General features: G+C 61.7%; 26 protein-coding genes. 14 read left to right on the top strand and 12 right to left on the bottom strand.

Going from position 1 to position 26,332, the window contains the following annotated elements; genetic code table 11:
- The first annotated feature begins 92 nt into the window (after positions 1-92).
- Positions 93-2,747 carry an alanine--tRNA ligase gene (gene alaS / locus AC1D1Z_RS17320; protein WP_130758811.1) on the top strand — a complete coding sequence of 885 codons (2,655 nt, stop codon included), beginning with the start codon at positions 93-95 and terminating at the stop codon, positions 2,745-2,747.
- Between the two features lie 94 nt (positions 2,748-2,841).
- Here the strand turns inward: alaS and AC1D1Z_RS17315 are convergent, their stop codons facing one another.
- Complete coding sequence (locus tag AC1D1Z_RS17315) at positions 2,842-3,474, bottom strand: LysE family translocator (protein ID WP_032994238.1); 633 nt, start codon at positions 3,472-3,474, stop codon at positions 2,842-2,844.
- 128 nt (positions 3,475-3,602) lie between these two features.
- On the opposite strand from AC1D1Z_RS17315, the gene AC1D1Z_RS17310 reads away from it, so the two are divergent.
- On the top strand, positions 3,603-4,454 hold the full coding sequence (locus tag AC1D1Z_RS17310; protein ID WP_018445189.1) for an AraC family transcriptional regulator: 852 nt from the start codon (positions 3,603-3,605) through the stop codon (positions 4,452-4,454).
- A gap of 56 nt (positions 4,455-4,510) precedes the next feature.
- Here AC1D1Z_RS17310 and AC1D1Z_RS17305 read toward each other — a convergent pair whose 3' ends face one another.
- The 3 genes from AC1D1Z_RS17305 to AC1D1Z_RS17295 form a co-directional block, all read right to left on the bottom strand.
- Entirely contained in the window at positions 4,511-5,137 is a 627-nt protein-coding gene (locus tag AC1D1Z_RS17305) for a glutathione S-transferase family protein (RefSeq protein ID WP_115157483.1), read from the bottom strand.
- Between the two features lie 87 nt (positions 5,138-5,224).
- Positions 5,225-5,671: an N-acetyltransferase family protein gene (locus tag AC1D1Z_RS17300; RefSeq protein ID WP_477851351.1), complete on the bottom strand. Its 447-nt coding sequence runs from the start codon at positions 5,669-5,671 to the stop codon at positions 5,225-5,227.
- A gap of 71 nt (positions 5,672-5,742) precedes the next feature.
- Positions 5,743-6,954, bottom strand: a complete 1,212-nt coding sequence (locus AC1D1Z_RS17295) for an NADP-dependent isocitrate dehydrogenase (RefSeq protein WP_047621290.1) — start codon at positions 6,952-6,954, stop codon at positions 5,743-5,745.
- A gap of 186 nt (positions 6,955-7,140) precedes the next feature.
- On the opposite strand from AC1D1Z_RS17295, the gene AC1D1Z_RS17290 reads away from it, so the two are divergent.
- The 11 genes from AC1D1Z_RS17290 (at position 7,141) to AC1D1Z_RS17240 (ending at position 18,904) form a co-directional block, all read left to right on the top strand.
- Positions 7,141-7,689, top strand: coding sequence for a hypothetical protein (locus tag AC1D1Z_RS17290; protein ID WP_130758810.1), 549 nt, complete (start codon positions 7,141-7,143; stop codon positions 7,687-7,689).
- Positions 7,690-7,792: 103 nt separating this feature from the next.
- Positions 7,793-9,826, top strand: coding sequence for an FUSC family protein (locus AC1D1Z_RS17285; RefSeq protein ID WP_028733792.1), 2,034 nt, complete (start codon positions 7,793-7,795; stop codon positions 9,824-9,826).
- 4 nt (positions 9,827-9,830) lie between these two features.
- Positions 9,831-10,661 (top strand): RNA methyltransferase, encoded by an 831-nt coding sequence (locus tag AC1D1Z_RS17280; RefSeq protein ID WP_018242212.1) that lies wholly within the window; start codon positions 9,831-9,833, stop codon positions 10,659-10,661.
- Entirely contained in the window at positions 10,642-11,445 is an 804-nt protein-coding gene (murI, locus tag AC1D1Z_RS17275; protein WP_018242211.1) for a glutamate racemase, read from the top strand. Before AC1D1Z_RS17280 ends, murI begins: the two co-directional genes overlap by 20 nt.
- Positions 11,446-11,542: 97 nt before the next feature.
- Positions 11,543-12,718 (top strand): MFS transporter, encoded by a 1,176-nt coding sequence (locus AC1D1Z_RS17270; protein ID WP_028733791.1) that lies wholly within the window; start codon positions 11,543-11,545, stop codon positions 12,716-12,718.
- A 131-nt stretch (positions 12,719-12,849) separates the two neighbouring features.
- Complete coding sequence (locus tag AC1D1Z_RS17265) at positions 12,850-14,361, top strand: helicase HerA domain-containing protein (RefSeq protein ID WP_047621287.1); 1,512 nt, start codon at positions 12,850-12,852, stop codon at positions 14,359-14,361.
- Positions 14,362-14,585: 224 nt separating this feature from the next.
- A complete protein-coding gene (gene rpsD, locus AC1D1Z_RS17260; protein WP_004676212.1) occupies positions 14,586-15,203 on the top strand; it encodes a 30S ribosomal protein S4 in 618 nt (205 codons plus the stop codon).
- 102 nt (positions 15,204-15,305) lie between these two features.
- Entirely contained in the window at positions 15,306-16,235 is a 930-nt protein-coding gene (locus AC1D1Z_RS17255) for a glutaminase (protein ID WP_018242209.1), read from the top strand.
- A gap of 60 nt (positions 16,236-16,295) precedes the next feature.
- On the top strand, positions 16,296-17,165 hold the full coding sequence (gene ttcA, locus AC1D1Z_RS17250; protein WP_047621286.1) for a tRNA 2-thiocytidine(32) synthetase TtcA: 870 nt from the start codon (positions 16,296-16,298) through the stop codon (positions 17,163-17,165).
- A 46-nt stretch (positions 17,166-17,211) separates the two neighbouring features.
- The gene (locus tag AC1D1Z_RS17245; protein ID WP_047621459.1) at positions 17,212-18,039 is read left to right on the top strand and encodes an inositol monophosphatase family protein; all 828 of its coding nucleotides are present in this window, start codon (positions 17,212-17,214) and stop codon (positions 18,037-18,039) included.
- Between the two features lie 40 nt (positions 18,040-18,079).
- Entirely contained in the window at positions 18,080-18,904 is an 825-nt protein-coding gene (locus AC1D1Z_RS17240) for an inositol monophosphatase family protein (RefSeq protein ID WP_047621285.1), read from the top strand.
- Between the two features lie 23 nt (positions 18,905-18,927).
- Here AC1D1Z_RS17240 and AC1D1Z_RS17235 read toward each other — a convergent pair whose 3' ends face one another.
- The 7 genes from AC1D1Z_RS17235 to AC1D1Z_RS17205 all read right to left on the bottom strand — a co-directional run bounded on the left by AC1D1Z_RS17235 (position 18,928) and on the right by AC1D1Z_RS17205 (position 24,661).
- Positions 18,928-19,401: a GNAT family N-acetyltransferase gene (locus tag AC1D1Z_RS17235; protein ID WP_115157488.1), complete on the bottom strand. Its 474-nt coding sequence runs from the start codon at positions 19,399-19,401 to the stop codon at positions 18,928-18,930.
- A gap of 74 nt (positions 19,402-19,475) precedes the next feature.
- Entirely contained in the window at positions 19,476-20,315 is an 840-nt protein-coding gene (locus AC1D1Z_RS17230) for an alpha/beta hydrolase (RefSeq protein ID WP_130758809.1), read from the bottom strand.
- Between the two features lie 102 nt (positions 20,316-20,417).
- Positions 20,418-21,698 carry a multidrug effflux MFS transporter gene (locus AC1D1Z_RS17225; RefSeq protein WP_130758808.1) on the bottom strand — a complete coding sequence of 427 codons (1,281 nt, stop codon included), beginning with the start codon at positions 21,696-21,698 and terminating at the stop codon, positions 20,418-20,420.
- A 37-nt stretch (positions 21,699-21,735) separates the two neighbouring features.
- Complete coding sequence (locus AC1D1Z_RS17220) at positions 21,736-22,941, bottom strand: multidrug effflux MFS transporter (protein ID WP_032994241.1); 1,206 nt, start codon at positions 22,939-22,941, stop codon at positions 21,736-21,738.
- A gap of 137 nt (positions 22,942-23,078) precedes the next feature.
- Positions 23,079-23,414 (bottom strand): Grx4 family monothiol glutaredoxin, encoded by a 336-nt coding sequence (gene grxD / locus AC1D1Z_RS17215; RefSeq protein ID WP_018242201.1) that lies wholly within the window; start codon positions 23,412-23,414, stop codon positions 23,079-23,081.
- Positions 23,415-23,559: 145 nt separating this feature from the next.
- Positions 23,560-24,381 (bottom strand): c-type cytochrome, encoded by an 822-nt coding sequence (locus tag AC1D1Z_RS17210; protein WP_130758806.1) that lies wholly within the window; start codon positions 24,379-24,381, stop codon positions 23,560-23,562.
- 49 nt (positions 24,382-24,430) lie between these two features.
- On the bottom strand, positions 24,431-24,661 hold the full coding sequence (locus AC1D1Z_RS17205; RefSeq protein ID WP_018242199.1) for a hypothetical protein: 231 nt from the start codon (positions 24,659-24,661) through the stop codon (positions 24,431-24,433).
- A 165-nt stretch (positions 24,662-24,826) separates the two neighbouring features.
- On the opposite strand from AC1D1Z_RS17205, the gene AC1D1Z_RS17200 reads away from it, so the two are divergent.
- Positions 24,827-26,050, top strand: coding sequence for a hypothetical protein (locus AC1D1Z_RS17200; protein ID WP_130758805.1), 1,224 nt, complete (start codon positions 24,827-24,829; stop codon positions 26,048-26,050).
- 34 nt (positions 26,051-26,084) lie between these two features.
- Here AC1D1Z_RS17200 and AC1D1Z_RS17195 read toward each other — a convergent pair whose 3' ends face one another.
- Complete coding sequence (locus tag AC1D1Z_RS17195; RefSeq protein ID WP_003579540.1) at positions 26,085-26,318, bottom strand: BolA/IbaG family iron-sulfur metabolism protein; 234 nt, start codon at positions 26,316-26,318, stop codon at positions 26,085-26,087.
- Positions 26,319-26,332 lie beyond the last annotated feature (14 nt).

Below are 26,332 nucleotides of genomic sequence, written 5' to 3'. Positions count from 1 at the left end.
GTTTTGTTTGTCTGCTGGACAGTGGCGGGGGCGAACGTTAAAAGCCGATGAATTTAAATTTACCTGCCTCCGGCAGCATTGAAGGGCATAGCATGAGCGGTGTGAATGATATCCGGTCGACCTTCCTCGACTATTTCAAGAAGAACGGCCATGAGATCGTTCCGTCGAGCCCGCTCGTGCCGCGCAACGACCCGACGCTGATGTTCACCAATGCCGGCATGGTGCAATTCAAGAACGTCTTCACCGGCCTCGAAAAGCGTCCCTATTCGACGGCGACGACTTCGCAGAAATGCGTGCGGGCCGGCGGCAAGCACAACGACCTCGACAATGTCGGCTATACTGCACGCCACCTGACCTTCTTCGAGATGCTCGGCAACTTCTCCTTCGGCGACTATTTCAAGGAGAATGCGATCGAGCTTGCCTGGAAGCTCGTCACCGAAGGCTTCGACCTTCCGAAAAACCGCCTGCTGGTGACCGTCTATTCCGAGGATGAAGAAGCTGCGACGCTGTGGAAGAAGATCGCCGGCTTTTCCGACGACAAGATCATCCGCATCCCGACCTCTGACAATTTCTGGCAGATGGGCGATACCGGCCCCTGCGGCCCGTGCTCGGAAATCTTCATCGACCAGGGTGAGAATGTTTGGGGCGGCCCTCCGGGCTCACCGGAGGAAGATGGCGACCGGTTCCTGGAATTCTGGAACCTCGTCTTCATGCAGTTCGAGCAGACCGAACCCGGCGTTCGCAACCCGCTGCCCCGCCCGTCGATCGATACCGGCATGGGGCTGGAGCGCATGGCCTGCATTCTGCAGGGCGTTCAGAGCGTGTTCGACACCGATCTCTTCCGCACGCTGATCGGCACCATCGAGGACACGATGGGCGTCAAGGCGGAAGGCAGCGCCAGCCACCGCGTTATCGCCGACCACCTGCGCTCCTCGGCCTTCCTGATCGCCGACGGCGTGCTTCCGTCGAATGAGGGCCGCGGTTATGTGCTGCGCCGCATCATGCGCCGTGCCATGCGCCATGCACAGCTGCTCGGCGCCAAGGAACCGCTGGTCTACAAGCTGCTGCCGACGCTGGTGCAGCAGATGGGCCGCGCCTATCCGGAACTGGTGCGCGCCGAGGCGCTGATCTCGGAAACGCTGAAGCTGGAGGAAAACCGCTTCCGCAAGACGCTGGAACGCGGCCTGTCGCTTCTGTCGGACGCGACGACGGATCTTTCCAAGGGCGATATGCTGGATGGTGAGACCGCCTTCAAGCTCTACGACACCTACGGCTTCCCGCTCGATCTGACGCAGGATGCACTGCGTGCCCGTGAGATCGGTGTCGACATCTCCGGCTTCACCGATGCGATGCAGCGCCAGAAGGCCGAAGCCCGCTCGCACTGGGCCGGTTCCGGCGAGAAGGCGACGGAAACCGTCTGGTTCGAGCTTAGGGAAAAACACGGTGCAACCGAATTCCTGGGCTACGACACCGAAACGGCTGAAGGCGTCGTGCAGGCGATCGTCAAAGAGGGTGCGGTTTCGACCGAGGCCAAGGCCGGCGACAAGGTGCAGATCGTCGTCAGCCAGACGCCGTTCTACGGCGAATCCGGCGGCCAGATGGGCGATACCGGCGTGATCTCGTCCGACCACGCCAAGATCGAGATTTCAGATACGCAGAAGAGAGGCGAAGGCCTGTTCGTGCATCAGGGTATTGTCATCGACGGCGTGGTCAAGGACGGCGATGCGGTCGTGCTGACGGTCGATCATGCCCGCCGTTCGCGGCTGCGCGCCAACCACTCTGCGACCCACCTGCTGCACGAGGCTTTGCGCGAAGTGCTCGGCACCCATGTGGCGCAGAAGGGTTCGCTGGTCGCGCCCGAGCGCCTGCGTTTCGACGTCTCGCATCCGAAGCCGATGTCGGCTGAGGAACTGAAGATCGTCGAAGACATGGCGAACGAGATCGTGCTGCAGAATTCGCCGGTTACCACGAGGCTGATGAGTGTCGACGATGCGATCGCCGAAGGCGCGATGGCGCTGTTCGGCGAGAAATACGGCGATGAAGTCCGGGTCGTGGCGATGGGCGAGGGTGTACGCGGCGCCAAGGCCGGCAAGCCCTATTCGATCGAACTCTGTGGCGGCACGCATGTCGGGGCCACCGGCCATATCGGCCTGATCCGCGTTCTCGGTGAAAGCGCCGTCGGTGCCGGCGTTCGCCGTATCGAGGCCGTCACCGGCGAATCGGCGCGCGAATATCTGGCCGAACAGGACGAGCGTGTGAAGACGCTTGCCGCCTCGCTGAAGGTGCAGCCGGGCGAAGTTCTGTCGCGTGTCGAAGCGCTGATGGACGAGCGCCGCAAGCTCGAAAAGGAATTGGCTGACGCCAAGCGCAAACTCGCTATGGGCGGCGGGCAGGGCGGCTCGGTCGATGCCGTGCGCGAAGTTGCCGGCGTCAAGTTCCTCGGCAAGGCGATTTCGGGCGTCGATCCCAAGGATTTGAAGGGGCTTGCCGATGACGGCAAGACCAGCATCGGCTCCGGCGTCGTTGCTCTCGTCGGCGTGTCCGACGACGGCAAGGCAAGTGCTGTCGTGGCGGTGACACCGGATCTCGTGCAGCGCTACAGCGCCGTCGATCTCGTCCGCATCGCATCTGCCGCCCTCGGCGGCAAGGGCGGCGGCGGCCGCCCCGACATGGCGCAGGCCGGCGGCCCCGACGGATCGAAAGCCGATGAAGCGATCGAGGCGGTTGCCGTGGCACTTGCCGGCTGAACTGCAGCCTGACAACAGTTTGAAATTCAAACCGGCTGCGAGATCACGGATTTCGCAGCCGGTTTTGTTTTCAACGACGGTGGTCCCTCGATGTTCAGTTTCGCGGCTGCAACGCAAGGCGACAGGCGAGCCCGGTGAAGACCGTTGCCAGGATATATTGCGGCAACCTCGGGAAACGGCTCGCCGATTGAAGTCTCGAACGGATCGTGCTTCCGAGGAAAATCACGGCGCCATTCACGACGAGGCCGATACCGTTCAGGACGCTTGCAAGTATCAGCATCTGCATCGTCAGCGATCCGGCCGACGCATTCACGAATTGCGGAAAGAGCGCCATGACGAAGAGCGTCATCTTCGGATTGAGCAGATTGGTGGCAAGGCCCGCAAAGAAGATACGCCGGCCAGACAGCCGCTTCAGCGTCGATGCCGGCTGAAAGGCGGCGCCTTCCGAGCGGACCGTCTTGTAGGCGAGATAGAGAAGATAGCAACAGCCGGCCCAGCGCACTGTTTCATAGGCGGCAGGCACGGTCATGAAGAGCTGTGACAGCCCAAATGCTGCGGCAAGGGCGTGGCAATAGGTGCCGAGCGCGATGCCGGCATAGGTCAGGAAACCGGCAGCGCGTCCCTGGCCGATACTGCGGGAGGCGATCAGCAGCATGTCGGGGCCGGGCGTGGCTGTCAGCACCAGCGCTGCGGCGGCAAAGAGCATTAATGTTGAAAAATCCGGCATCTATCATTCCTTTTGGGTTCGAGCCGGAATTCCGGTCTACGCAGGATTCGCCGAAGGTTCAAGTCCGCAGGATTTGTCAAATCGGGTTATGGTTCTCTCAAGCCGATCGATTTGCACGAGGTTTTGACATGAATGGCGAAACGGCATGGGCACTTTATGAAAACCGTCTGAGACGGGTTTCGGCCTATATTCACGACCACTTGGATGAGGAGCTGGACATGGAGCGCCTTGCCGAGATCGCCTGCATGTCGAGCTATCACTGGCACAGGATCTACCGGGCGATCTACGGCGAGACGCTGGCGGCAACCGTCAAGCGGCTCAGGCTGCATCACGCGGCGGGCGAGATCGTCCGCACGGAACTTGCCGTCAGTGAAATTGCGAAGCGATCCGGCTATCCCAATCTCCAATCCTTCAATCGTATTTTCAAATCGGTCTACGGCATGCCGCCAGCCCGCTACCGGAAAGAGGGAAGCCACACAGCCTATGAGCCCTCACCTAACGGAAAGACCAAAGTCATGTTAGACGTTACCATACGCGAGATCGCGCCAATCGAGCTGATCGGCGTTGCCCATACCGGTTCCTACATGCACATCGACAAGGCCTTCGAGACGCTGTTCGGCACGCTTTACGCCCGCGGCCTCGCCAAGCCCGACATGCGGATGATCGGCGTCTATCTCGACGATCCCGATCTTGTGCCGGAGGAAAAGCTGCGCTCGATCGCCTGCGTCACCGGAGCTGCCGACGTGCCGGCCGATGCGCCGTTCGAGCGGCGCAAGATCGAGGGCGGCGATTATGCGGTGCTGCGCCACAAGGGCCCCTATGCCAATATGCCCAAGTCCTATCAGTGGCTGTTTGCCGAATGGCTGCCAAAATCCGGCCGGCAGCTGAAGGACAGGGTCATGTTCGAGGAGTATCTCAACAATCCGCGCGAGGTGCCGCCGACCGAGCTTCTGACGGATATTCACATGCCGCTCGTCTGAGGCCGTCGATGGGTCGCGGCGTATCAGCCGCGTCCCCAAGATGCTCAAGACCACGCTCAGGCGGCCTGCATGGTCTTGATGGCTTCGTCATCAAGGGCGTTGGCCCGCTTGTAGGCCTCACGCTCGCTGATGCGGCCGACATAGTCGAGGAAGGCCTGGCGTCTTTCGATGCCGCCGAATCCGAGGCCCCAGCCGATATGGGAGCCGACATAGACGTCGGCGGCGGTAAAGCGCTCGCCAGCGACGTAGGTGGAGCCGGAGACGGCTTTCTCAAGCGTGTTCATGACGTCTCCGAAACCGCCGCAGCCGGCCATGCGCAGGCGTTCCTTCGGAATTTCGAAGCCGAGAGCCTTCATCGTCACCGCCGATTCGAGAGGACCGGCGGCAAAGAACATCCAGCGGTAATAGCGGGCGCGCTCCTCCGGCCTCGGCGCCAGCGCCTTCTCAGGAAAGGTTTCGGCCAGATAGGCGCAGATCGCCGCGCATTCGGTGACGATAGTATCGCCGTGGCGGATCGCCGGCACCTTGCCCATCGGATTGACTGCGAGATATTCGGGCGCCTTCATGGTTTCGCCGAAGGTCAGGTATTCGGTGCGGTAGGGTTGGCCGATCTCCTCCAGCATCCAGCGCGCGATGCGGCCGCGCGACATGGGGTTCGTATAGAATACCAGTTCTTCAGTCATGACATCCTCCTCGTGTTCCCGTTATTCTACGGCCTTGCCGTTCCCCGGAATCAATAGTGCGGCCGGGCCTTTGTGCAACCCCAGGCCTTAAAGCGCCTTGCGGTACTGGATAAAACCCGAGCGCTCAGCGATCCTGTCGTAGAGCCGCCGCGCCGTTGCATTCGTTTCGTGCGTCATCCAATAGAGCCTGCCTGCGCCGTTTGCGCGGGCGAGGTCGGCGACGGCCTCGATCAAAGCGGCACCGGTGCCGAGCCCGCGCTGGCTGTTATCGACATAGAGATCCTGCAGATAGCAGGTCCATTGCGGCAGCCAGCAGGAACGGTGAAAGATGRCATGGACGATACCGACGAGACGGCCATCGTCGTCAAAGGCACCGAGCGCGTGCATCGGTTCTTCAGGATCGTGGAAGCGAGTCCAGGTGAGGTCCGTGGTTTCAGGCGGGATGACCACTTCGTAGAAGCGCTGATAGGCCTCCCACAGGGGCTCCCAAGCGGCGCGGTCCGAGGCTTCAAGCGGCCGCAGGATGACCGTCATCGGTTCATTCTCCCAAAATGAAAACGGCGGGGAAATCCCCGCCGCTTCGATGTTATCTTGGAAAGGCGGGCTTACGCCATGGCCTTCTGCAGGTTCTGGTCGATCTTGTCGAGGAAGGCGGTGGTCGAGAGCCACGGCTGGTCGGGGCCGATCAGCAGCGCCAGGTCCTTGGTCATGAAACCGGATTCGACAGTGTCGACGCAGACTTTTTCGAGCGTCGAGGCGAAGCGGGCGAGCTCGGCATTGTCGTCGAGCTTGGCGCGGTGCGCCAGGCCGCGGGTCCAGGCGAAGATCGAGGCGATTGAGTTCGTCGAGGTTTCCTGGCCCTTCTGATGCTGGCGGTAGTGACGGGTGACCGTGCCGTGAGCGGCTTCGGCTTCGACCGTCTTGCCGTCGGGCGTCAGCAGAACCGAGGTCATCAGGCCGAGCGAGCCGAAGCCTTGGGCGACGGTGTCGGACTGGACGTCGCCGTCGTAGTTCTTGCAGGCCCAGACGTAGCCGCCGGACCACTTGAGCGCCGAGGCGACCATGTCGTCGATCAGGCGGTGTTCGTAGGTGATGCCGGCTTCCTTGAACTGATCCTTGAATTCGGTCTCGTAGACTTCTTCGAAGATATCCTTGAAGCGGCCGTCATAGGCCTTGAGGATGGTGTTCTTGGTCGACAGATAGACCGGCCACTTGCGCATCAGGCCGTACATCATAGAGGCGCGAGCGAATTCGCGGATCGACTCGTCGAGGTTGTACATGGCCATGGCGACGCCGGCGCCCGGTGCGTTGAAGACTTCCTTCTCGATAACGGTGCCGTCCTCGCCGACGAACTTGATCGTCAGCTTGCCCTTGCCGGGGAACTTGAAATCGGTGGCGCGGTACTGGTCGCCGAAGGCGTGGCGGCCGACGACGATCGGCTTGGTCCAGCCGGGAACCAGGCGCGGCACGTTCTTGCAGATGATCGGCTCGCGGAAGATGACGCCGCCGAGAATGTTGCGGATCGTGCCGTTCGGGCTCTTCCACATTTCCTTGAGGTTGAATTCCTTGACGCGAGCTTCATCCGGCGTGATCGTCGCGCACTTTATGCCGACGCCGTACTTCTTGATGGCGTTGGCGGCATCGACGGTGACCTTGTCGTTGGTGGCGTCGCGGTTTTCGACGGAGAGGTCGAAATAGTCGATGTCGAGGTCAAGATACGGATGGATCAGCTTATCCTTGATGAGCTGCCAGATGATGCGCGTCATTTCATCGCCGTCGAGATCGGCGACGGGATTGGCGACCTTGATCTTGTTCATGTATCTGCCTCGTTCGAGCTTGAATGGGGACGGGGTCCCGGGTGGGTGATATGATCCGGAGCGCTATAGCATTGTGAACCGGGAACGCAAAGCTGCAAGGGGTTCGACAATGCGTTTTTGCCGCCATTGCCAAGCGCTGAAATTTAGCTAGTGTCCGCCGCGATCTGCCGCTCCGGACATTCGACCATGAAGACAATCGCCATTGTTATCGCAAGCCTTATGGCCTTTTCAGGCACCGGCCACGCCGCCGGCGGCATCGGTGATGCCGCCGACATTACCGCTCCTGTGAAGGAGATCATGGAGGCGACAAGGAGCAACTGGGCCGACAACAACAGCGACTGGACCGACATCTTCGATGCGGGCCGGCTAGAGCATCTCTATAGCCGCGATTTCGTCGCGAAATACCAGGCGGCGGCGCAGTTTCCCGCCATCGACGACGACGGCATATCGCCCTTCGACTACGATGTCATCGTCAACGGCCAGGATGCGTGCCCGCTGGAGGATCTGACGATGGCGGCAGCGCCTGTGGTCGACGGCGTGGCCGAGGTGACGGTGCGCTTCAAGAAATCCGCCTGCTCGGATGCGCCCGATGCCAAGGACTATACGACCGTTCATTTCGAAGTGGTCGAGGAAGGCGGCAAGCCCGTCATCGACGATATCGTCACCGAGAATATCGAAACGCAGGCGCGCGATTCCCTGAAGACGACGATGGCGCTGATTGCCAAGGGCCAATAGGCGCGCGACATTCGAGAGCATCGAGATTCGATCTCGGGCAGTTTGATTTCCGCTGTTGCGGCGGTATCTGTTGATCCCTGGGCGGCATGAGGGGCTCTCGCATTTGTTTTCCGGTTTTCAGTTCCGCGACTGGCTGCTTGCCAACGATCCGGCGCTTTCGCGTCTGCGCATGGCCTCGCGTGTAACGCTGACGATCGTTTTCTCGTTTTTAGTCCTTCTCGCCATCCAGATGTTCATTCTGCCTTTGCCGACGGCCGCCTTCGGTCTTGGTATCGTGCTGTCGATCGAGGGCGGGGTGGCGGTTCGCGACAAGGGCAATACGCGCCAGCTGGTGACGCGGCTCTTCGGTTGCGTCGCAAGCCTTGGTGTCGTCGCCATCGCGGCGGGCCTCGAAGATCAGCGTTTTCTCTCCGATCTCGTCTTCCTGGTGGTGATCGCGCTCGCATCGGCGGGCCGCGTGTTCGGGCCGCGCGGTTTTGCGATCGGCATGTTCGCCTTCACCTCTTATTTCATGGGGTCTTATTTCCGGCCTTCCCTTGCCGAGCTGCCTGATGTGGCGATCGGCCCCGTCGTCTCGGTGCTCGTCGGCCATCTGGTGAGAGCAGTGCTGCTGCCGGACGACTGGCGACGGGACCTGCTGCGCTCGCTCGAAAGCGTGCGCGGCCGGATCAACCAGGTCCTCTTCAAGCTCGCCGCCCTTGCCGGCGGCGCTGAGATCGGCGAAGCCGACCGGCAGGAGCTGCGCCAGCTGGAAGACCGGCTGAAGGAAGTGGTGCTGATGGCGGAGACCTTTATTCCGCGCCCGCCCGGCGGGGTTTTCGATGCCACCGCTGATCCCGCCGCAGAGCTGGCGATCCGGCTCTTCGATGCGCATCTTGCTGCCGAGAGCGCGATCGTGCTGAGCTTCCAGAGTCCGCCGCCCTTTGCGCTGGTGCATGCCGTGATCGAGGCGGATGCGGTGGAACTTGGAAGATATGAGGAAATGGCCGAAACCATCAAGGACCAGCCGCAGGGCGAGACCGTGCGTGCGCTTCTCTGGCTCGGTAAGGCCCGGCAGGAACTGACGCAGGCGATCGGCGAGGGGCAGGCCTCCGGTTTCTCCGGCATTGACGCCGTCATGGATACGGCGCAACCTCAGCCTATCGACTTTTCGTTCGCCAATCCGCTGCTGCGCTTGGCGCTACAGATCACGCTCGCCTCGGCGATCGCCATGGGTTTCGGTCTGCTGCTGTCGCGCGAGCGCTGGTTCTGGGCGGTGCTCGCCTCCTTCCTCGTATTCACCAATACCAATTCGCGCGGCGATACGGCGATGAGGGCCCTATCGCGCTCACTCGGCACGGTATTCGGCATCGCCATCGGCCTCGTGCTGGCAACGATGATTTCGGGCGAGCCTGATATCGCCATTCCGGTCGCCGCCATCTGCATCTTCCTCGCCTTCTATTTCCTGCAAGTTTCCTATGCGACGATGACCTTCTTCATCTCGATCGTGCTCTGCCTGGTCTACGGGATGACCGGCGTGCTGACGCTCGATCTGTTGAAGCTGCGCATCGGGGAGACCATGATCGGGGCGGCGGCCGGAACGGCGGTCGCCTTCGTCGTTTTCCCCACGCGCACGCGCGGCGCGCTCGATACTGCACTCGCGCACTGGTTCCAGGCGCTGCGCGACCTGCTTGCCGGGATCGGCGAGGGCAAAAGCGGTTTCGAGTTGATGGCGCTGTCGCAGACGATCGATGCCTGCTACCGCGACGTAACGGTGGCGGCGCGCCCGCTTGGCTCGTCCTGGTCGGTGGTGACGCGCCCAGGCCAGATCCGCCAGACGCTGGCGATCTTCCTCTCTTGCACCTATTGGGCGCGTATCCTGGCGAAGAGTTATGACGCGCCGGCCGCCGACGCCAATCTGAAGACGCTGATCGCGGCGGATCTGGCGCTGATCGACAATGCAGCGCCGCGCGGCTCGACCTGTTTCCTCATTCAGCGCAAGGCATCGCGGACAACAGGCCGGCACCTGCCGCTGTCGCGCGAGGGCGCGAGACTCGGGCTCGAAATGATCGGTTCGGCGCTGGAAAGGCTTTATCCTGACGCAGACGTCTTGCCGTTTGCAGCAGGCGAGGCTATTGCGCGCTCGAAACAGGGATAGGACCATGGCAGGCACGAACAGCGAGCGTCAACTTCTGGCCGAAGGCCCGGCCATCATCCTGGTCGAGCCGCAGATGGGCGAGAATATCGGCATGGTGGCGCGCGCCATGGCGAATTTCGGCCTTGCTGAACTGCGCCTCGTCAATCCACGCGACGGCTGGCCGAACGAGAAAGCCCTGGCGACTGCCTCCAAGGCCGATCACGTCATCGAGGCGACCAAGGTCTACGACACGCTGGAACAGGCGGTCGCCGATCTTAATTTTGTCTATGCGACGACCGCGCGCGAGCGCGACGGCTATAAGCCGGTGCGCTCTCCCGTCATCGCCGCCGAGACGCTCCGGGCGAGGTTCCGCGCCGGTGAGGGCACCGGCATCCTCTTCGGGCGTGAGCGTTGGGGGCTGACCAACGAGGAGGTGGCGCTTGCCGACGAGATCGTCACCTTTCCGGTCAATCCGGCCTTTGCCTCGCTGAACATCGCCCAGGCGGTGCTGCTGATGTCCTATGAATGGATGAAATCCGGCATGGAGGATCTCGGCGCCGTGCCTTTTCAGGCGATGGGGCAGACGCCTTCGACCAAGGACCAGCTGTTCGGCCTGTTCGATCAGCTGGAAGAGGCGCTCGATGCGCGCGGTTATTTCCATCCTGCCGGGAAAAAGCCGAAAATGGTCGACAATCTGCGCGCTGTTCTATCCCGCCGGGCCTTCACGGAGCAGGAAATCAGCGTGTTGCGCGGCGTCATCTCCTCTCTCGACCGCTTCTCGCGCAAGAGCCCACGCGGCGGCAGGTTCCCGACCGCGACCAAGGAAACACCGCCAGATGACAGCGCCGACGCATGAGCTGAAACCCGTCCTCGTCTTCGATTCCGGCATCGGCGGCCTGACCGTCTTGCGCGAAGCGCGCGTGCTGATGCCGGAACGCGGCTTCATCTATGTCGCCGACGACGCCGGCTTTCCCTATGGCGGCTGGGAGGAGCAGGCGCTGAAGGAACGGATCATCGGGCTTTTCGGCCGGCTGCTCGAACAACACGATCCCGAGGTCTGCATCATCGCCTGCAACACCGCCTTCACGCTGGTTGGCGCCGATCTCCGCGCCGCCTTTCCTCAGATGACCTTCGTCGGCACCGTGCCGGCGATCAAGCCGGCGGCGGAGCGCACGCGCTCCGGCCTGGTCTCGGTGCTCGCGACGCCGGGTACGGTCAAGCGGGCCTATACACGCGATCTCATCCAGTCCTTCGCCCAGCAATGCCATGTCCGCCTCGTCGGCTCGGAGAACCTTGCGCGCATGGCAGAGGCCTATATACGCGGTGACGCCGTCTCCGACGACGCCGTGCTTGCCGAAATCCACCAATGCTTCGTCGAGAAGGACAGTCAGAGGACCGATATCGTCGTGCTTGCCTGCACGCACTATCCCTTCATGGCCAATCTATTCCGCAGACTGGCGCCTTGGCCGGTGGACTGGCTGGATCCGGCAGAAGCCATTGCCCGGCGGGCGCGCACACTCGTTCCGCAGATCGCCGATGCCGTTCACCCCGATAATTTCGACTTTGCCGCCTTTACATCCGGCAATCCCGACTTTGCGACGCGCCGACTGATGCAGGGTTTTGGTCTCAGCACGCGATAAGGCTCTGCACGCTTTATTTCACTGATCTCATCGCGCAAGATCTCCGCGGGGAATCGCGGGCGGGTGTTTACCGCTCAAGACTTAAAAGGGATGCGCCGTGCCGCTGCAAAGACTTGTCATGCTGATCTTTTTTCTGCAGCCGATAGCCTTTGGCGCCTGGTTACCGCGCATTCCTGATATCCAGGCGAAGCTTGAACTCGGCACCGCCGATCTCGCCGTCGCACTTCTGGGATTGCCGATCGGCACGCTGATCACCCTGCCGTTTGCCGGCCGCCTCGTCTCGCGCATCGGCGGGCGCATGGCGATCATCTATGGTTTCATCTTCTTTCTTGCCGTGGTTTCGCTTCCAGCCTTCGCGCCCAGCGCCATGCTTCTATTCTTCGCCTTGATTGTCGTTGGGGTCGCGCTTTCGACGGTGGAACTCGGCATGAATGTCGAGGCCGATGTGACGGAGAAGGCGACGGGGCTGATCATCATGAGCCGCTGCCACGGCTTCTGGAGCTTTGGCATCATGGCCGGCAGCCTGATCGGCGTTGGTGCCATAGCCATCGGGCTTTCGCCGCACTGGTCGATTCTGATCACGGCGCTCGTCATCCTGCCGGCTGCGCTGATTGCCAGCCTGCGCCTGCCGAAATTGCCGGAAAGTCACCATGCGGAGAATTCGCAGGCAATGACCGGCTTCAAGCTGCCCAGTCTCGCTCTGCTCGGGATCTGCGCCTTCGTCTTCGGCGTGACGATGACGGAAGGTGCGATGGCCGATTGGTCGGCGGTCTACCTCCGCGATGTCATGAATGCAGAAGGCGCGCAAACCGGCCTCGGTTATTCGGTTTTCGCTTTCATGGTTGCGGCGGGGCGCTTCAGCGGTGATTACATGAAAGGCCGTTTCGGCGCGATTGCCATTGCCCGTGGCTGCGGCATCGCCTCGCTTGCCGGCATGCTCGTCGTTCTCCTTGCACCGGCGACGCCGCTTGCGCTACTCGGCTTTGCCGCAGTTGGTGTCGGTGTCTCGGTCGGGTTTCCGCTTGCGGTGACGGCCGTTGCTTCGCTGACTGACCGCCCGCCCGCTTCAAGCGTTGCGACGCTCTCCTTCGCAGCCCTGACCGGTTTTCTCATCGGGCCGCCGATTATCGGCTTTCTCGGCGAACTCCTGGGCTTGCGCGCGGGGCTTGCGGTCTTGCTGGTACCGCTTTTCGTCAGCCTGCTCTGCACACGTTTGCTGATTCCGACGCAGAAGGACATGGCGGGCGACCTCATCGAGCGCGAGGCGGTGTGAAGCCTTATGTCCCTAGAGCGCAGAGCCGATGCTATAGGGCTGGGTTTCCCTGTGGGTTCTTGAAGGTTTGACGACAACAGTGCCTGCGAATCTGCTACAGACGGGCCGGGAATTTGTAAGGGGAATGGGACGTGCAGGTTGGCATCGATATGGGATTGGCGTCCGGCAGCCCGGCGACGCTCGATATCGAGGAGCTGCTGGCGACCCGTCTGCTCGTGCAGGGCAATTCCGGATCGGGCAAGTCACATCTGTTGCGCCGCCTGCTCGAGCAATCGGCACAATGGGTACAGCAGGTCATCATCGATCCCGAGGGTGATTTCGTCACGCTCAGCGACAGGTTTGGCCACGTCGTCGTCGACGGTGAGCGCACAGAGGCGGAGTTGGCCGGCATTGCCAACCGCATCCGCCAGCATCGCGTTTCCTGCGTGCTGACGCTCGAAGGCCTCGATCTCGAAGATCAGATGCGTGCTGCCGCCGCTTTCCTCAACGGCATGTTCGATGCCGATCGCGAATTCTGGTATCCGGTTCTCGTCGTGGTCGACGAGGCGCAGATGTTTGCGCCGTCGGTTGGCGGCGATGTCTCGGAGGATGCGCGCAAGATGTCGCTCGGCGCGATGACCAACCTGATGTGTCGGGGCCGCAAGCGCGGCCTTGCCGGCGTAATCGCGACACAGCGGCTTGCCAAGCTCGCCAAGAACGTCGCCGCCGAGGCCTCGAACTTCCTGATGGGCCGCACCTTTCTCGATATCGACATGGCGCGCGCTGCCGACCTGCTCGGCATGGACCGGCGCCAGGCCGAGATGTTCCGCGATCTCAAGCGCGGCAATTTCGTCGCTCTCGGACCGGCGCTGTCACGCCGGCCGCTGCCGATCCAGATCGGCGCCGTGGAGACCTCGGCGCGCTCTTCCAGCCCGAAACTGATGCCGCTGCCGGATGCGCCTCAGGATGTCGAGGACCTGATCTTCACGCCCGATCCCGAGGAATTCCAGCGCCCGCCCGTGCGCCGCGCCCCGCCGGCGCCGCGGCCGACGACCGACATACTGGCCGAGCTCTCGCGCTCGACGCCGGCGGCATCGGCAGCACCTGCCGAGGCGAGGGCGAGCCAGGTGGAAGTCTCCGCCGAGGAGCGGGAGGAGCGCCTAGCCGGCGTTCTTGCCGAAATAATCGACGATCCCACCTCCGCCTTCCGCACCGATTCGGTGCTCTACCAGGATTTTCTCGTGCGGCTGCGCATGCGCCGCGTGCCGGGACCGCCGATCGCGCTGCCGGATTTCCGTCGGCGGGTGGCGATCTCACGTTCCGGCGTCGATGCGACGACAGCTGCGACTGTTGCCTGGGCGACGGCGCTGTCGCTGTCATCGGGTGTCACCGACGACCTGCAGGGCGTCTTCCTGATGCTCGCCAAGGCCGCCGTCTGCGGCGAGCCGTGCCCGTCGGATGCGCGGATCGCCCGCGCCTACGGCACCCATTCCGCCCGCCGCGCCCGCCGCCTGCTTGGTTATTTCGAGGAGCAGGGCATCATCGTCGTGCACGCCGATTTTTCCGGCAAGCGTATCGTCGCTTTTCCTGATATGGACTGCCAGACGGCGCCGGGCGACGCCAACGCCCCCGACACGGGCGACCAGCCGCTGGCGGCGGAATAGTGGCGCTTTCGGGGGTTGCCGCTGTTGACATTTTCATGACGGCCCTCTAAAGACCGCCGCAAGCACCGGGCAGCAATGTCCGGTGTTTCATTTGACATGTCCCGTGGATCGTTCCTGTTCGCTAACCGGAACATCCTGTCAGATCTCGGCAGAGATCAGAGGAGGGCGTGTTTCCTTCGTGCGGTTTGGTAACAAGCCGTCATAAACCTTTGAAAGGAAATACGATGAGCAAGCGCGAATCGTCCAAGTACAAAATTGACCGCCGTATGGGCGAAAACATCTGGGGCCGTCCGAAGTCCCCGGTGAACCGCCGCGAATACGGCCCGGGCCAGCATGGCCAGCGCCGCAAGGGCAAGCTTTCGGATTTCGGTGTGCAGCTGCGCGCCAAGCAGAAGCTCAAGGGTTACTACGGTGACCTGCGCGAGAAGCAGTTCCGCGCGATCTTCGCCGAAGCCGACCGCCGCAAGGGCGACACCTCTGAAAACCTGATCGGCCTGCTGGAGTCGCGCCTCGACGCAATCGTCTATCGCGCCAAGTTCGTTCCGACGGTCTTTGCTGCCCGTCAGTTCGTCAATCATGGCCACGTCACCGTCAACGGTGTGCGCGTCAACATCGGTTCCTACCGTTGCAAGGCTGGCGACGTCATCGAAGTTCGCGAAAAGTCGAAGCAGCTGGTGACCGTTCTGGAAGCCGTCAGCCTCGCAGAGCGCGACGTTCCCGACTATATCGAAGTCGATCACAACAAGATGGTCGCAACCTTCGGCCGCGTTCCGACGCTCAGCGACGTTCCGTTCCCGGTCGTCATGGAACCGCACCTGGTCGTCGAATTCTATTCGCGTTAATGCATTCGTCTCGCAGTCGAAACCGATTGCGAGACAACAGCATGCGTCGATATACGGAAAGCCGCTCTTTCGAGCGGCTTTTTTGCGATCTGGAGAGAAGCGATGGCAGATTTGCAGGCGATCCTCGATAGCATCTACGCCGATATCCAGCCGCGGATCGGCGAGGGCAAGGTCGCGGACTATATTCCCGAGCTCGCCAAGGTCGACCCGAAGCAGTTCGGCATGGCGATCGTCACTGTCGACGGCAAAGTCTATCGCGTCGGCGATGCCGACACTGCCTTCTCGATCCAGAGCATATCGAAGGTCTTCATGCTGACGCTGGCGCTCGGCAAGGTCGGCGAGGGGCTGTGGAAGCGGGTCGGGCGCGAACCCTCCGGATCGGCTTTCAACTCGATCGTCCAGCTCGAGCATGAGAGCGGCATCCCCCGCAACCCCTTCATCAATGCCGGCGCGATCGCCGTCAGCGACGTCGTCATGGCCGGCCATGCGCCGCGCGAGGCAATCGGGGAGCTGCTGCGCTTCGTGCGTTATCTGGCCGATGACGAGTCGATTACCATCGATGACAAGGTGGCGCGCTCGGAAACGCAGACGGGATACCGCAATTTCGCGCTTGCCAATTTCATGCGCGCCTATCGCAATCTCGACCATCCCGTCGACCACGTGCTCGGCGTTTATTTCCATCAATGCGCCTTGTCGATGAGCTGCGAGCAGTTGGCCCGCGCCGGGCTGTTCCTGGCGGCGCGCGGGAGCAATCCGACGACCGGCCATTCGGTGGTTTCGCCGAAGCGGGCGCGGCGTATCAATGCGCTGATGCTGACCTGCGGCCATTACGACGGCTCGGGCGACTTCGCCTATCATGTCGGCCTGCCCGGCAAGAGCGGCGTCGGCGGCGGCATCTTCGCAGTGGCGCCCGGTATTGCCTCGATCGCGGTGTGGTCGCCGGGGCTGAACAAGGTCGGCAATTCGCAGCTCGGCGCCGCGGCGCTGGAAATGCTCGCAGCGCGCACCGGCTGGTCGGTTTTCGGCGATTGATGCTGTGTTGCGAGGCGCGTTTCTGCTAGAGCAAATGTGGAATTTCTGTAGGACGAAGCAATGAATATCGCAGCCAATATTGCCGACGAGTTGGAGAGTGGCGAGGCCGATAGCAGCGGCCATGCGCTGTTTGCCGACGCGCCGCGTTCGGTCTCCTTCAACAAGCTGCGCAAGCGGCTGCTGCGGCAGGTGCGCCAGGCCTTCGACGATTTCGACATGCTGAAGGGCCAGAAGCGCTGGCTGGTCGGCCTTTCCGGCGGCAAGGATTCCTACGGGCTGCTGGCGCTGCTGCTCGATCTCAAATGGCGCGGCCTGTTGCCGGTCGAACTCATCGCCTGCAATCTCGACCAGGGCCAGCCGAACTTCCCCAAGCACGTGCTGCCGGATTATCTCACCAAGATCGGCGTTCAGCACCGGATCGAGTATCGGGATACCTATTCGATCGTGAAGGAGAAGGTGCCTGAAGGCGCCACCTATTGCTCGCTCTGTTCGCGGCTGCGCCGCGGCAATCTCTACCGCGTCGCGCGGGAAGAGGGTTGCGATGCGCTGGTGCTTGGCCACCACCGCGAGGACATTCTCGAAACCTTCTTCATGAATTTCTTCCATGGTGGCCGGCTCGCCTCGATGCCGGCGAAGCTTCTGAACGACGAGGGCGATCTGATGGTGCTCCGGCCGCTCGCCTATGCCGCTGAGGACGATCTCGCGAAATTCGCCGTCGCCATGCAGTTTCCGATCATCCCCTGCGATCTCTGCGGATCGCAGGACGGGCTGCAACGCAATGCGATGAAGGACATGCTCGCCGATATCGAGCGGCGGATGCCGGGCCGCAAGGAAACAATGCTGCGGGCGCTTTCGCATGTGAACCCGTCGCATCTGCTCGACCCAAAACTCTTCAACTTTTCCACCCTTGGTGTCACCGATCCTTCATGAAGGGCCGGCTATGGAGGCTGGCTATTGAATGAAGGCAGGATTTCGCATGACTATTTCAGACCAGGATATTCTCTTTCTCGGCGACTGCGTCAGGGAGGCCGCGCGTGCCGAGATCATGCCGCGTTTCCGCAATCTCGGCGCTGCCGATGTTTCGGAAAAGACTTCGGCAATTGATCTGGTGACGCAGGCGGACGTGCTTGCCGAACACCGGATCACCGCGGCGCTGAGAGAGCGCTTTCCCGCAGCACTCGTCGTCGGCGAGGAGGCTTATGATGCCGACCGGTCGGTCGTGCCGGCCCTTGCCGATGCGGAGCTCGCCTTCGTCATCGACCCTGTCGACGGGACGTTCAATTTCGCCGCCGGGCTTCCCGTTTTCGGGACGATGCTGGCGGTGACGATCAAGGGCGAGACGGTCGCCGGCATCATTCACGATCCCGTTCTCGGCGATACAGTGACCGCGATCAGGGGCGCAGGCGCCTTTCTGACGCGTCGGGACGGGCAGTCGACAAAGCTGAAGGTCGCTGAGCCTGCTAGCCTGAACCAGATGGTCGGTGGCCTGTCATGGAGCCACATGGACGAACCGGATCGCGCGCGTATCTGCGCCAACATGGCAAAGATCCGGATGACCTTCGCCTTCAACTGCTCGGCCTACGAATATTGGATGGTCGCCTCCGGCAAGATGCATTTCATCGGCCATGCGAAGCTGATGCCCTGGGATCACCTGGCCGGCGTGCTCGCGCATCAGGAGGCCGGTGGCCATACGGCGAAATTCGACGGTACGCCCTATCGCCCCGGCGAGACGACGGGTGGCATCATCTCTGCGCCCGACCGGGAGTGCTGGCAGCTCATCCGGCGCGAGATCGTCGGCATCTGATTCAAGGTTCTCCGGAGAGACCTAAGCGTGAGGATTTGACATGACTTCGACTGTTGACGTGACCGTTCTGGCCGATCTGCTGCGCCGCGCGGCGAAGGCAGAGATCCTGCCACGCTTCCGCCGGCTCGGTCAGGACGATGTGCGCGCCAAGAGCGAGGCGACCGATCTCGTCACCGAGGCAGATGAGCAGGCCGAGCGGATGATCAAGGCGGAAGCTCAGCGGCTCTGGCCGGGCGCGCTGTTCCTTGGCGAAGAATCGGTCGCGGCCGATCCTGATTTGCTCGGCAGCCTCGAACATGCCGATCTTGCGATCGTCGTCGATCCGGTCGACGGCACGTTCAATTTTGCCGCCGGTATCCCGGCCTTCGGCGTCATGGCGTCCGTCATCTCCGGCGGCGAGACGGTTGCCGGTATCATCTACGATCCGATGGGCGACGACTGGGTGATGGCGGAAAAGGGCGGCGGCGCCTGGCTGCGGCGGCCGGAAGGCGGCGCCGAGCGGCTCTCGGTCGCAGCGCCCGTGGGACTGGAGCATATGGTCGGCATGGCCTCGACCGGCTACCTGCCGAAGGAGAAACGCGCCGAAGTGCTCGGCAATCTCGCCAAGGTGCGCTTCCTCACCAATTACCGCTGTGCGGCCCACGAATACCGCGCCTTTGCCGGCGGCCATGTGCATTACCTCATGTACAACAAGCTGATGCCCTGGGATCACCTTGCCGGTACGCTGATCTCGCAGGAGGCAGGCGCTTATGTGGCGCGCTTCGACGGCTCGCCCTACCTGCCGCATCATCTCGATGGCGGGCTGCTGATTACCCCCGACAAGGCCTGCTGGGAGGTGCTGCGGCGTGAGGTGTTCACGGTCTGAACAACCGCTCGACCTGCCGCATACTACTGGTAGAGCTTTTCCATGAGAAAGTTTTCCAGGCCTTGCCCACGCTTCTCGACGATTTGCTTCATTATGACGCGGAATCCTTTGCGCTCAAAAAACGGTCGGGCCGTTCGGCTGGCTTCGGTATAGATTCGGCAAAACCCCAGTTTCAGAGCTTCGCCTTCGACCCTGCTTAACAGGTGGCTTGCTATTCCAAGCCCCTGAAACTCGGGGTGCACAAACATCATGTCCAGGCATCCGTCGCCGGTCAGGTCGGAAAAGCCGGCAGGCTGTCCGTCAAATTCTGCGATCCAGGCAGGCCTGCTTGTCCTTCGCTCTGCCCATAGTCCGCGATCTTCCACCTTTGCCCAAGCCTGGATCTGAGCGGGTGAGTAGTCTTTCGACGCGACCTCTCGTATGGCGCTCAGAAAAATTTCAATCGTCGCGTCCACGTCGCCTGGCGCGTAAGGCCTGATCAGAATTCGGTCGTCCATCGAGAGCGCCTTTCGCGCAATGCTGCGCCAATCCGATGGATTGAACCATCGATCAAATCACTGCAGCGCTCACGCTATAGCATCTCAAGAATATGTTCCCAGGCGAGTCGTCCCAATTTGGCGTCGGCCTCGTCACTTCCACCATGAGCGCGCAGCGATGATCGGGGAGTGGTTTCGCCCGGCAGCAGAATGCGATGGCCCGCATCTTCTCCCAACACAAGCTGGGTGAGTAAGCCCGAAGCTGCGCGCCGCCGAACAAGTGACGCGGCAAATTTGTCTGATGGCCAGAGCGCGTCATCGCATCCTGCTACGAGCAGAATTTCGGCATTCGTTCTCTCCAAAGGGATAGCCGCTGCTTCGATCTCAGACTCCTGCACCTGAAGGCATCGTTCGAACAGGCCTCGATAGGCGACCAACTCGTCTCTGTATTCTCGCACCCATTCTGGGTCCGACGAAACAAAGGGAAGCGGTGTGCCTCGCAATGTCCACGACGAGCGTTCCGGCCAGCTAATGCCATCAAGCCCTGGACCAATATTTCCCCAGACGACTGACGAAGGGCTCATCGCGACGACCGCGCTGATGCGCGCATCGTATACGGCCGTGAGCAGCGCGGCTTCGGCGCCTTTCGATGTCCCCACCAGGACGATGCGTTTGCAACCGAGTTCGATCAAATAATCAGTAGCAGCGAAGACGGTTTCCAGCGGCACCTCGCAAATGCCTGATGCCTGGCCTTCGCCGCCGAACCAGCGAAGCGCTATGACCGTTGCCCCTTGGCTGGCAAACAGCGTGGCACGGGCCACATCCACCCGGCCACTGGAGCCCCCGAGCACCACAACGCCAGTGCCGGTATCTGGTTTGACTTGAAATATCTCGCCCTGCAATGGCGGGGGGAGACGTTGATATCCTGCATCCAAAACCAGGCTCCTTCTTCCAGGGGCATCCAGATTTAGGAACGTGCCGAGTTGCCATCTAATGCAATGCCGCCGGGGATCAACCGCTCCGGCAGATTTCCTATTTCAGAAGTGGGCCGCTCCCGGATCGAGCTGCGGGCTGTCTCCCGGATGGGTGAAGAGCTTGCCGTTTTCGGCCCAAAGGGTGGCTGCGATCGTCACCGCGCCGAAGAGCGCGAAGCCGCCGAAGAGCGGCTGCACCGTGCCGTTGAACATCTGGCCGACCAGGCCGCCGAGGATGGCGCCGAATGTGGTGGAGACGAAACCGGTGATGGCGGTCGCCGTGCCGGCGAGATTGCCCATCGGCTCGAGGCTGATGGCGGTGAAATTGGTGGCGATCACGGCAAACATCATTAGCACGATGGTGAAGATGCCGTAGGCGACGGCGAAATCCGGCTTGCCGGCCAGTGAGAGGAAAAAGCCGGCGGCCGACAGGGCCGTGAAGATCAGCAGGGCGGCGTGCGAGATGCGGCGCATGCCGAATTTGCGCACGAAGAAGCCGTTGGCGAAATTGGCGACGGCGATGCCGCCTGCTGTGGCCGCAAAGGCGATCGGCAGCCACTCGCCAAGGCCATAGACCTCGCCGAAGACTTGCTGCACCGAGATCACATAGGCGCTGATGACGCCGGTGAACATGGTGAGGCCGATCATGTAGCCGCAGGTGATGCGGTTGGTGAGCACGGTCTTGAAACCGTCCACGACAGAGCCGACCGACAACGGCAGCCGCTCTTCCGGCGGTAACGATTCCTTCAGCCGCAGAAGAGCCCAGACGAACAGGATGGTAGCGATGATGCCGAGCAGGATGAAGATCCAATGCCAGTTGGCATAGAGGATGATCAGTTGGCCAACGGAAGGGGCAACGATCGGCACGATCATGAAGACGATCATGACATAGGACATCACGCGGGCCATTTCACGGCCGCCGAAGCAGTCGCGGACGATGGCCATGGTGGTGATGCGCACCGCCGCACCGCCCACGCCCTGAACGAAGCGCATGACCAGCAGCATTTCGAAGCTGCCGGTTGCTGCTGTGGCAAACATTCCGACAATGTAGCAAGCCAAGCCGCCGAGCAGGATGTTGCGGCGGCCGAACGTATCCGAAAGGCTACCGAAGAAGATCTGCGAGACACCGAAGCCTAAGAAGAACACGCCGATGATGAGCTGGGCGTCGTTGGTATTGGTGACGCCGAGGGAATGGCCGATATTGGGCAATGCCGGCAGCATGCTGTCGATCGCCATGGCGATGCTCGCGGTCATGATTGCGATGGTGACGATGAATTCGCCAAAGCCCATGCCGATGCGGCGAGAGCCCTGGTTTTCCTGGTGCGGTTTATGCGGCGGCGTCATGTGATTGGAAATCCCGGATGCGGAGGAGGGCGGCCGTTCAGACGGCCGGGTTCTGCGATTGGAAGAGGCGCCCCTTTTCGGCGATCAGCACGAAGACGAGCCCGATGATCGACACGGTGAAATAACCGGCGACCATCGGCAGCGCTGTGCCGTCGAAGGCCTGGCCGATGCCGGCGCCGATGATGGCGCCGCCGACCGTGCTCATGAAGCCGAGCACGGAAGAGGCGGTGCCGGCGACGTGGCCAAGCGGCTCCATGGCGAGCGAATTGAAGTTCGAGCCGATCCAACCGAACTGGAACATGGCAAGGCCGAAGAAGGAGATGAACAGAGCGAAGGGCATCGGCTCGGTGCTGGCCATCTGGACGACCAGCCAGATGGTGTTGATGGCGATGAAGCCGATGAGCGAGCCATGCGACAGGCGGCGCATGCCGAGCTTGCCGACGAAGCGCGAATTGAAGAAGGACGACAGCGACATGAAGATCGCCACACCGGCGAATGCGAAGGGGAAATAGACGCCGAGATCGTAGATGCCGACATAGACCTGCTGGGCCGAATTGATGAAGCCGAACAGCGCGCCGAAGATAAAGGTGCTGGCAATGGTGTAACAGAGCGCGACGCGATTGGTCAGCACCAGCTTGAAGGCGCCGAAGATCGAGCGGGCGGTAAATGGGCGGACATTCTGCGGATGCAGGGTTTCCGGCAGACGGAGATAGGCCCAGACGGTGATGCCAGTCGCCATGGTGGCGATGAAAAGGAAGATCAGGTGCCAGTTGCCGAAAAACATGACGATCTGGCCAGTGCCGGGCGCAATGACCGGCACGATCATGAAGACCATCATGATGAGCGACATGACCTCGGCCATCTGCCGGCCGCCATAGATATCGCGAACGATGGACACAGTGATGACGCGGGTTGCGGCTGAGCCGACACCCTGGATGAAACGCAGCATCAGCAAGCCGGCGAAGGTGGGGACGAAGACGATGCCGATGGCGGAAACGATATAGATGACGAGACCGACCAGAAGCGGCGTGCGGCGGCCGAAGCGATCGGAGAGCGGGCCGTAGAACAGCTGGGCGCAGCCAAAGCCGAGCAGATAGGTGGAGACGACGAACTGCCGGTGATTCTCACTCTCGACGCCGAGGCTCGCGCCGATCTGCTGCAGGGCCGGAAGCATGATGTCGATCGCCAGCGAGTTGACGGCCATCAGGAAGGCTGCGAGCGCGATGAATTCACGCTTGCCCATGGGCAGGCGGCCCGCGGACACGGCTTGTGATGAATCTGTCACAATGAAATTCCCATAAACAGGTCAAGGCGCTGCTGGCCGCAGCGCCTCGAACTCAAGAAACAGATTTGGAAACCGGGCGGACGTCCGGTGACCGGTCAGGCGGCGCCGCGAACGGTGATGCCATTTTCCTGGAGATGCTGCTGCAGCTCACCAGCCTGGAACATTTCCCGGACGATGTCACAGCCGCCGACGAACTCGCCTTTTATGTAAAGCTGCGGGATTGTCGGCCAGTTGGAATATTCCTTGATGCCCTGGCGGATTTCCGAATCGGCGAGCACGTTGACGCTCTTGTAGTCGACACCGATGTAATCAAGAATCTGCACGACCTGACCGGAGAAACCGCACTGCGGAAACTGCGGCGTGCCCTTCATGAAGAGGACGACGTCGTTGGTCTTGATTTCGTTGCCGATGAATTCGTGAATGCCGCTCATGGGACCTAATCCTTTCAACAGGCGGGTTAAAGGCCCACCGTTTCAATCGTTGCCTTTAGATAGCATGCGACGGCAGGAATTCCAGCCGCCCGAACCAAAAAAAGACCAGTTCGCGCAGGCCGTTGCCGGGGTTGTTGCCGTTGCGTTACGGTCGAATGGCGAGATAGGTCTGAATCTGTTCGATTTCGACATCGGTGAAATGGCTGAAATCCCATTGGGAAACCTGTGTCATCACGCCGAGATCCCGGCCGCCGACGCCCTTGCCGGTGCGCAGCAGCGTCTTGAAATCGGCAGCTGAATAGGATTGCGCCAAGGGCTTAAGCGCCGGCGCCAGGAAGGCTTCCGACTGCTTTGCCGTATCGAGATTATGACAGTGGCTGCAATCGGTCCTGAAGGCGTATTCGCCGATATCGGTCGGACGCGTCGCGGCAGGGGTGACGACGGCAGGCACCAGATCGGCCTCGAAGGGGATCTTGTCGAGGGCCAGGCCGATTCGCCCGAGCGGTCCCCATTGCGTCGTTCCGGCCACAGCATCGGGAAGCTGCTTCAAACTGCGCATCCACGCAATGATCGCCGCCATATCGTCATCGGTGATATTGGCGAAGTTGCTTGCCGGCATGATGAAGGCGCCGGTACCGTCCTTCTTGACGCCATGGCGGATGAGGCGCACGAGTTCAGCATCGCTGTACATGGGCACGAAGCGGGTCAGGTTCGGCGCGACGATGCGGCCGATGCCCGGCTCGTCGATGAGCACGTTGCCGGCATCGTGATGACAGCCGCCGCACATCAGCGTGCGGGCACGACGTTCGGCTTCCTCGGCAGGCAGCGTCGTCTTGACGGTGAAATCGGCAACCGCAACGTCATAGGTCCTGGAAAGGCGCATCTCCGACAGGGCGTAGACGCCGGCGACGGCGATGAGACAGATCGCGACGACGGCCGCGAGAGTGATTTTCAGAATGCGTTTCATCGGTTCAGTCCCCCAGTGTCCCGAAGATGCAGCTTTTGCTCGAAAGATATCAGCTGCGTCGCTGACGGCTGCGGCCAGCGGCGGTGCGGCGCTTGCTGACCTGTTTGCGGGCGGGCTTAGGCTTGGCCGAGGTCGTCTTGCGCGCAACCTTCGTCGTCGCGGCGGGGCGTGTCTTACGCCTCCTGCGCTTCGTCGTGGCGCGGCCGGTGGTTTTTTTCAGGATCTCCTTCAGCACGCTGTCGACGACGCCTGATATCAATTCTTTGACTAGGTCGACCACAAAACCCCTCCGTTCGTGATGGAAACGACATGGATGCTATTGAATTCCGGAAGAGTTCGGTTAGCAAGACCGCTTCGAGACCATAGCTGCTTTTTTGCCCCTATCAGCGGCGCAGCAGCCGGATCGCAGCAACATGCCGGCCATTTGCCCGGCCGGAAGAGTGGAATGAAACTGATCGAGAAGCGGGTCGTCCTGCATTTCACGGGCTTCGAGCCGCTCGACGGCGTTGCCCACAGGGCGCGCTACGAGCGTTCGGCCAGGCAGAGTGCCGCCGTCTGGGGCTATTCGCTTGAAACGGGCGCGCCGGAGGCGGGAAGTGATCCCCTCAGTTTCGTGGTCACGACGGGCGAACGGGCAGCCAAAGCGGCGCCCGCGGCAGCGCCGGTGGCAGCCGACAAGGCGGCGATCGGGGAAGGGACCGGTTCCCACGGCTGGCAGACGAAGAGCCGGATCCACATGGTCGATCATGATACGCTGGTTAGCAGGCTGCGCGGCGGCAACACGCTGAGCCAGATCATGGCAGGCTTCCGGAGCTGCGCCGAGATCATGCTCGAAGGCGGCATGCGCGGATATTTCCGCCACGCCTGGCGCTTCGGCCTGTTCTTCCTCTTCCCGTTCCTGCTGACGGCGCTGGCGATCGCACTGACGGCGCAGATTGCCATCCTGCCCTATGGTCTCGGCTTTTCGCCGTGGCACATGCTCTGGAGCGAACCGCTGGCGCTTTGTTTCTTCATCTTCGCCTTCCTGCCGTTTTCCGAACGCTTCCATACGCTGCATCTGTTCGCCGATTGGGCAATGGCCGTGGCGCTCGGCCGCATGGACCGGACAGATTTCAACGACTGGCTGGAAGGCCGGGCCACTGCCGTGCGCAAGGCGCTTGACGAACAGGCGGACGAATATGTGATCTCCTCGCACAGCATGGGATCGAGCGTCGCCGCCCATGTCATCGGCATATTGCTGGAAAGGGAGCCGGAGATCTTCAAGGGCAAGCGTGTGGTGTTTGCCACCCTCGGCAGCGCCATCCTGCAATGTGCGCTCATGTCATCGGCAACACTGCTTCGCGCCCGCGTCGGGCTGATCGCTCGCTGTCCAGACATTTCCTGGCTCGATGTGCAGTGCCTGACGGATTCGATCAATTTCTACAAGGTGCCGGTCGTTGCCGTCTCCGGCCATAGGGATGCGCCTCAGGCGAAGATGATCCTGATCCGCGTCAAGCAGATGCTGACGCGCGAGCACTACCGCAAGATCCGTAAGGACCAGCTACGCGTCCACCGGCAATATGTGCTTGGGCCTGATCTGCAGGCACCCTTCGACTTCACGCTGCTGACATCTGGGCCGATGCCGGCCTCGGTCTTTGCCAATCCCGACGAAAAGAGAATGCCCGGCTGAGGGCCGGGCATCGTCATCGGGATCGCGTCGGGCTCTATTCCGGCGCGGAGGTCTGCAACGCCAGCGCGTGCAGTATGCCGCCCATATTGCCCTTCAGCGCCTCGTAGACCATCTGGTGCTGCTGCACGCGGCTCTTGCCGCGGAAGGCTTCGGCGACGACTTCGGCGGCGTAGTGATCGCCGTCGCCCGCCAGATCGCGGATCGTCACCTTGGCACCGGGAATCCCAGCCTTGATCATGTCTTCGATATCGCCGGGTTTCATGGCCATGATCGTTACTCCTT

Source organism: Rhizobium sp. P1_E1, assembly GCF_056406015.1.
Note: the sequence above shows the minus strand (reverse complement) of the source record. Positions and strands in the feature narration are given on the sequence as shown.

Bases quoted from the DNA above. Each gene is read 5' to 3' on its own strand.
- AC1D1Z_RS17290 (WP_130758810.1), top strand. From the start codon at position 7,141: ATGAAGACAATCGCCATTGTTATCGCAAGCCTTATGGCCTTTTCAGGC.
- AC1D1Z_RS17315 (WP_032994238.1), bottom strand. From the start codon at position 3,474: ATGCCGGATTTTTCAACATTAATGCTCTTTGCCGCCGCAGCGCTGGTG.
- AC1D1Z_RS17295 (WP_047621290.1), bottom strand. From the start codon at position 6,954: ATGAACAAGATCAAGGTCGCCAATCCCGTCGCCGATCTCGACGGCGAT.
- rpsD (WP_004676212.1), top strand. From the start codon at position 14,586: ATGAGCAAGCGCGAATCGTCCAAGTACAAAATTGACCGCCGTATGGGC.
- AC1D1Z_RS17305 (WP_115157483.1), bottom strand. From the start codon at position 5,137: ATGACTGAAGAACTGGTATTCTATACGAACCCCATGTCGCGCGGCCGC.
- AC1D1Z_RS17245 (WP_047621459.1), top strand. From the start codon at position 17,212: ATGACTATTTCAGACCAGGATATTCTCTTTCTCGGCGACTGCGTCAGG.
- AC1D1Z_RS17200 (WP_130758805.1), top strand. From the start codon at position 24,827: ATGAAACTGATCGAGAAGCGGGTCGTCCTGCATTTCACGGGCTTCGAG.
- AC1D1Z_RS17310 (WP_018445189.1), top strand. From the start codon at position 3,603: ATGAATGGCGAAACGGCATGGGCACTTTATGAAAACCGTCTGAGACGG.
- grxD (WP_018242201.1), bottom strand. From the start codon at position 23,414: ATGAGCGGCATTCACGAATTCATCGGCAACGAAATCAAGACCAACGAC.
- AC1D1Z_RS17240 (WP_047621285.1), top strand. From the start codon at position 18,080: ATGACTTCGACTGTTGACGTGACCGTTCTGGCCGATCTGCTGCGCCGC.
- murI (WP_018242211.1), top strand. From the start codon at position 10,642: ATGACAGCGCCGACGCATGAGCTGAAACCCGTCCTCGTCTTCGATTCC.
- AC1D1Z_RS17225 (WP_130758808.1), bottom strand. From the start codon at position 21,698: ATGACGCCGCCGCATAAACCGCACCAGGAAAACCAGGGCTCTCGCCGC.
- alaS (WP_130758811.1), top strand. From the start codon at position 93: ATGAGCGGTGTGAATGATATCCGGTCGACCTTCCTCGACTATTTCAAG.
- AC1D1Z_RS17235 (WP_115157488.1), bottom strand. From the start codon at position 19,401: ATGGACGACCGAATTCTGATCAGGCCTTACGCGCCAGGCGACGTGGAC.
- AC1D1Z_RS17255 (WP_018242209.1), top strand. From the start codon at position 15,306: ATGGCAGATTTGCAGGCGATCCTCGATAGCATCTACGCCGATATCCAG.
- AC1D1Z_RS17280 (WP_018242212.1), top strand. From the start codon at position 9,831: ATGGCAGGCACGAACAGCGAGCGTCAACTTCTGGCCGAAGGCCCGGCC.
- AC1D1Z_RS17220 (WP_032994241.1), bottom strand. From the start codon at position 22,941: ATGGGCAAGCGTGAATTCATCGCGCTCGCAGCCTTCCTGATGGCCGTC.
- AC1D1Z_RS17195 (WP_003579540.1), bottom strand. From the start codon at position 26,318: ATGGCCATGAAACCCGGCGATATCGAAGACATGATCAAGGCTGGGATT.
- ttcA (WP_047621286.1), top strand. From the start codon at position 16,296: ATGAATATCGCAGCCAATATTGCCGACGAGTTGGAGAGTGGCGAGGCC.
- AC1D1Z_RS17210 (WP_130758806.1), bottom strand. From the start codon at position 24,381: ATGAAACGCATTCTGAAAATCACTCTCGCGGCCGTCGTCGCGATCTGT.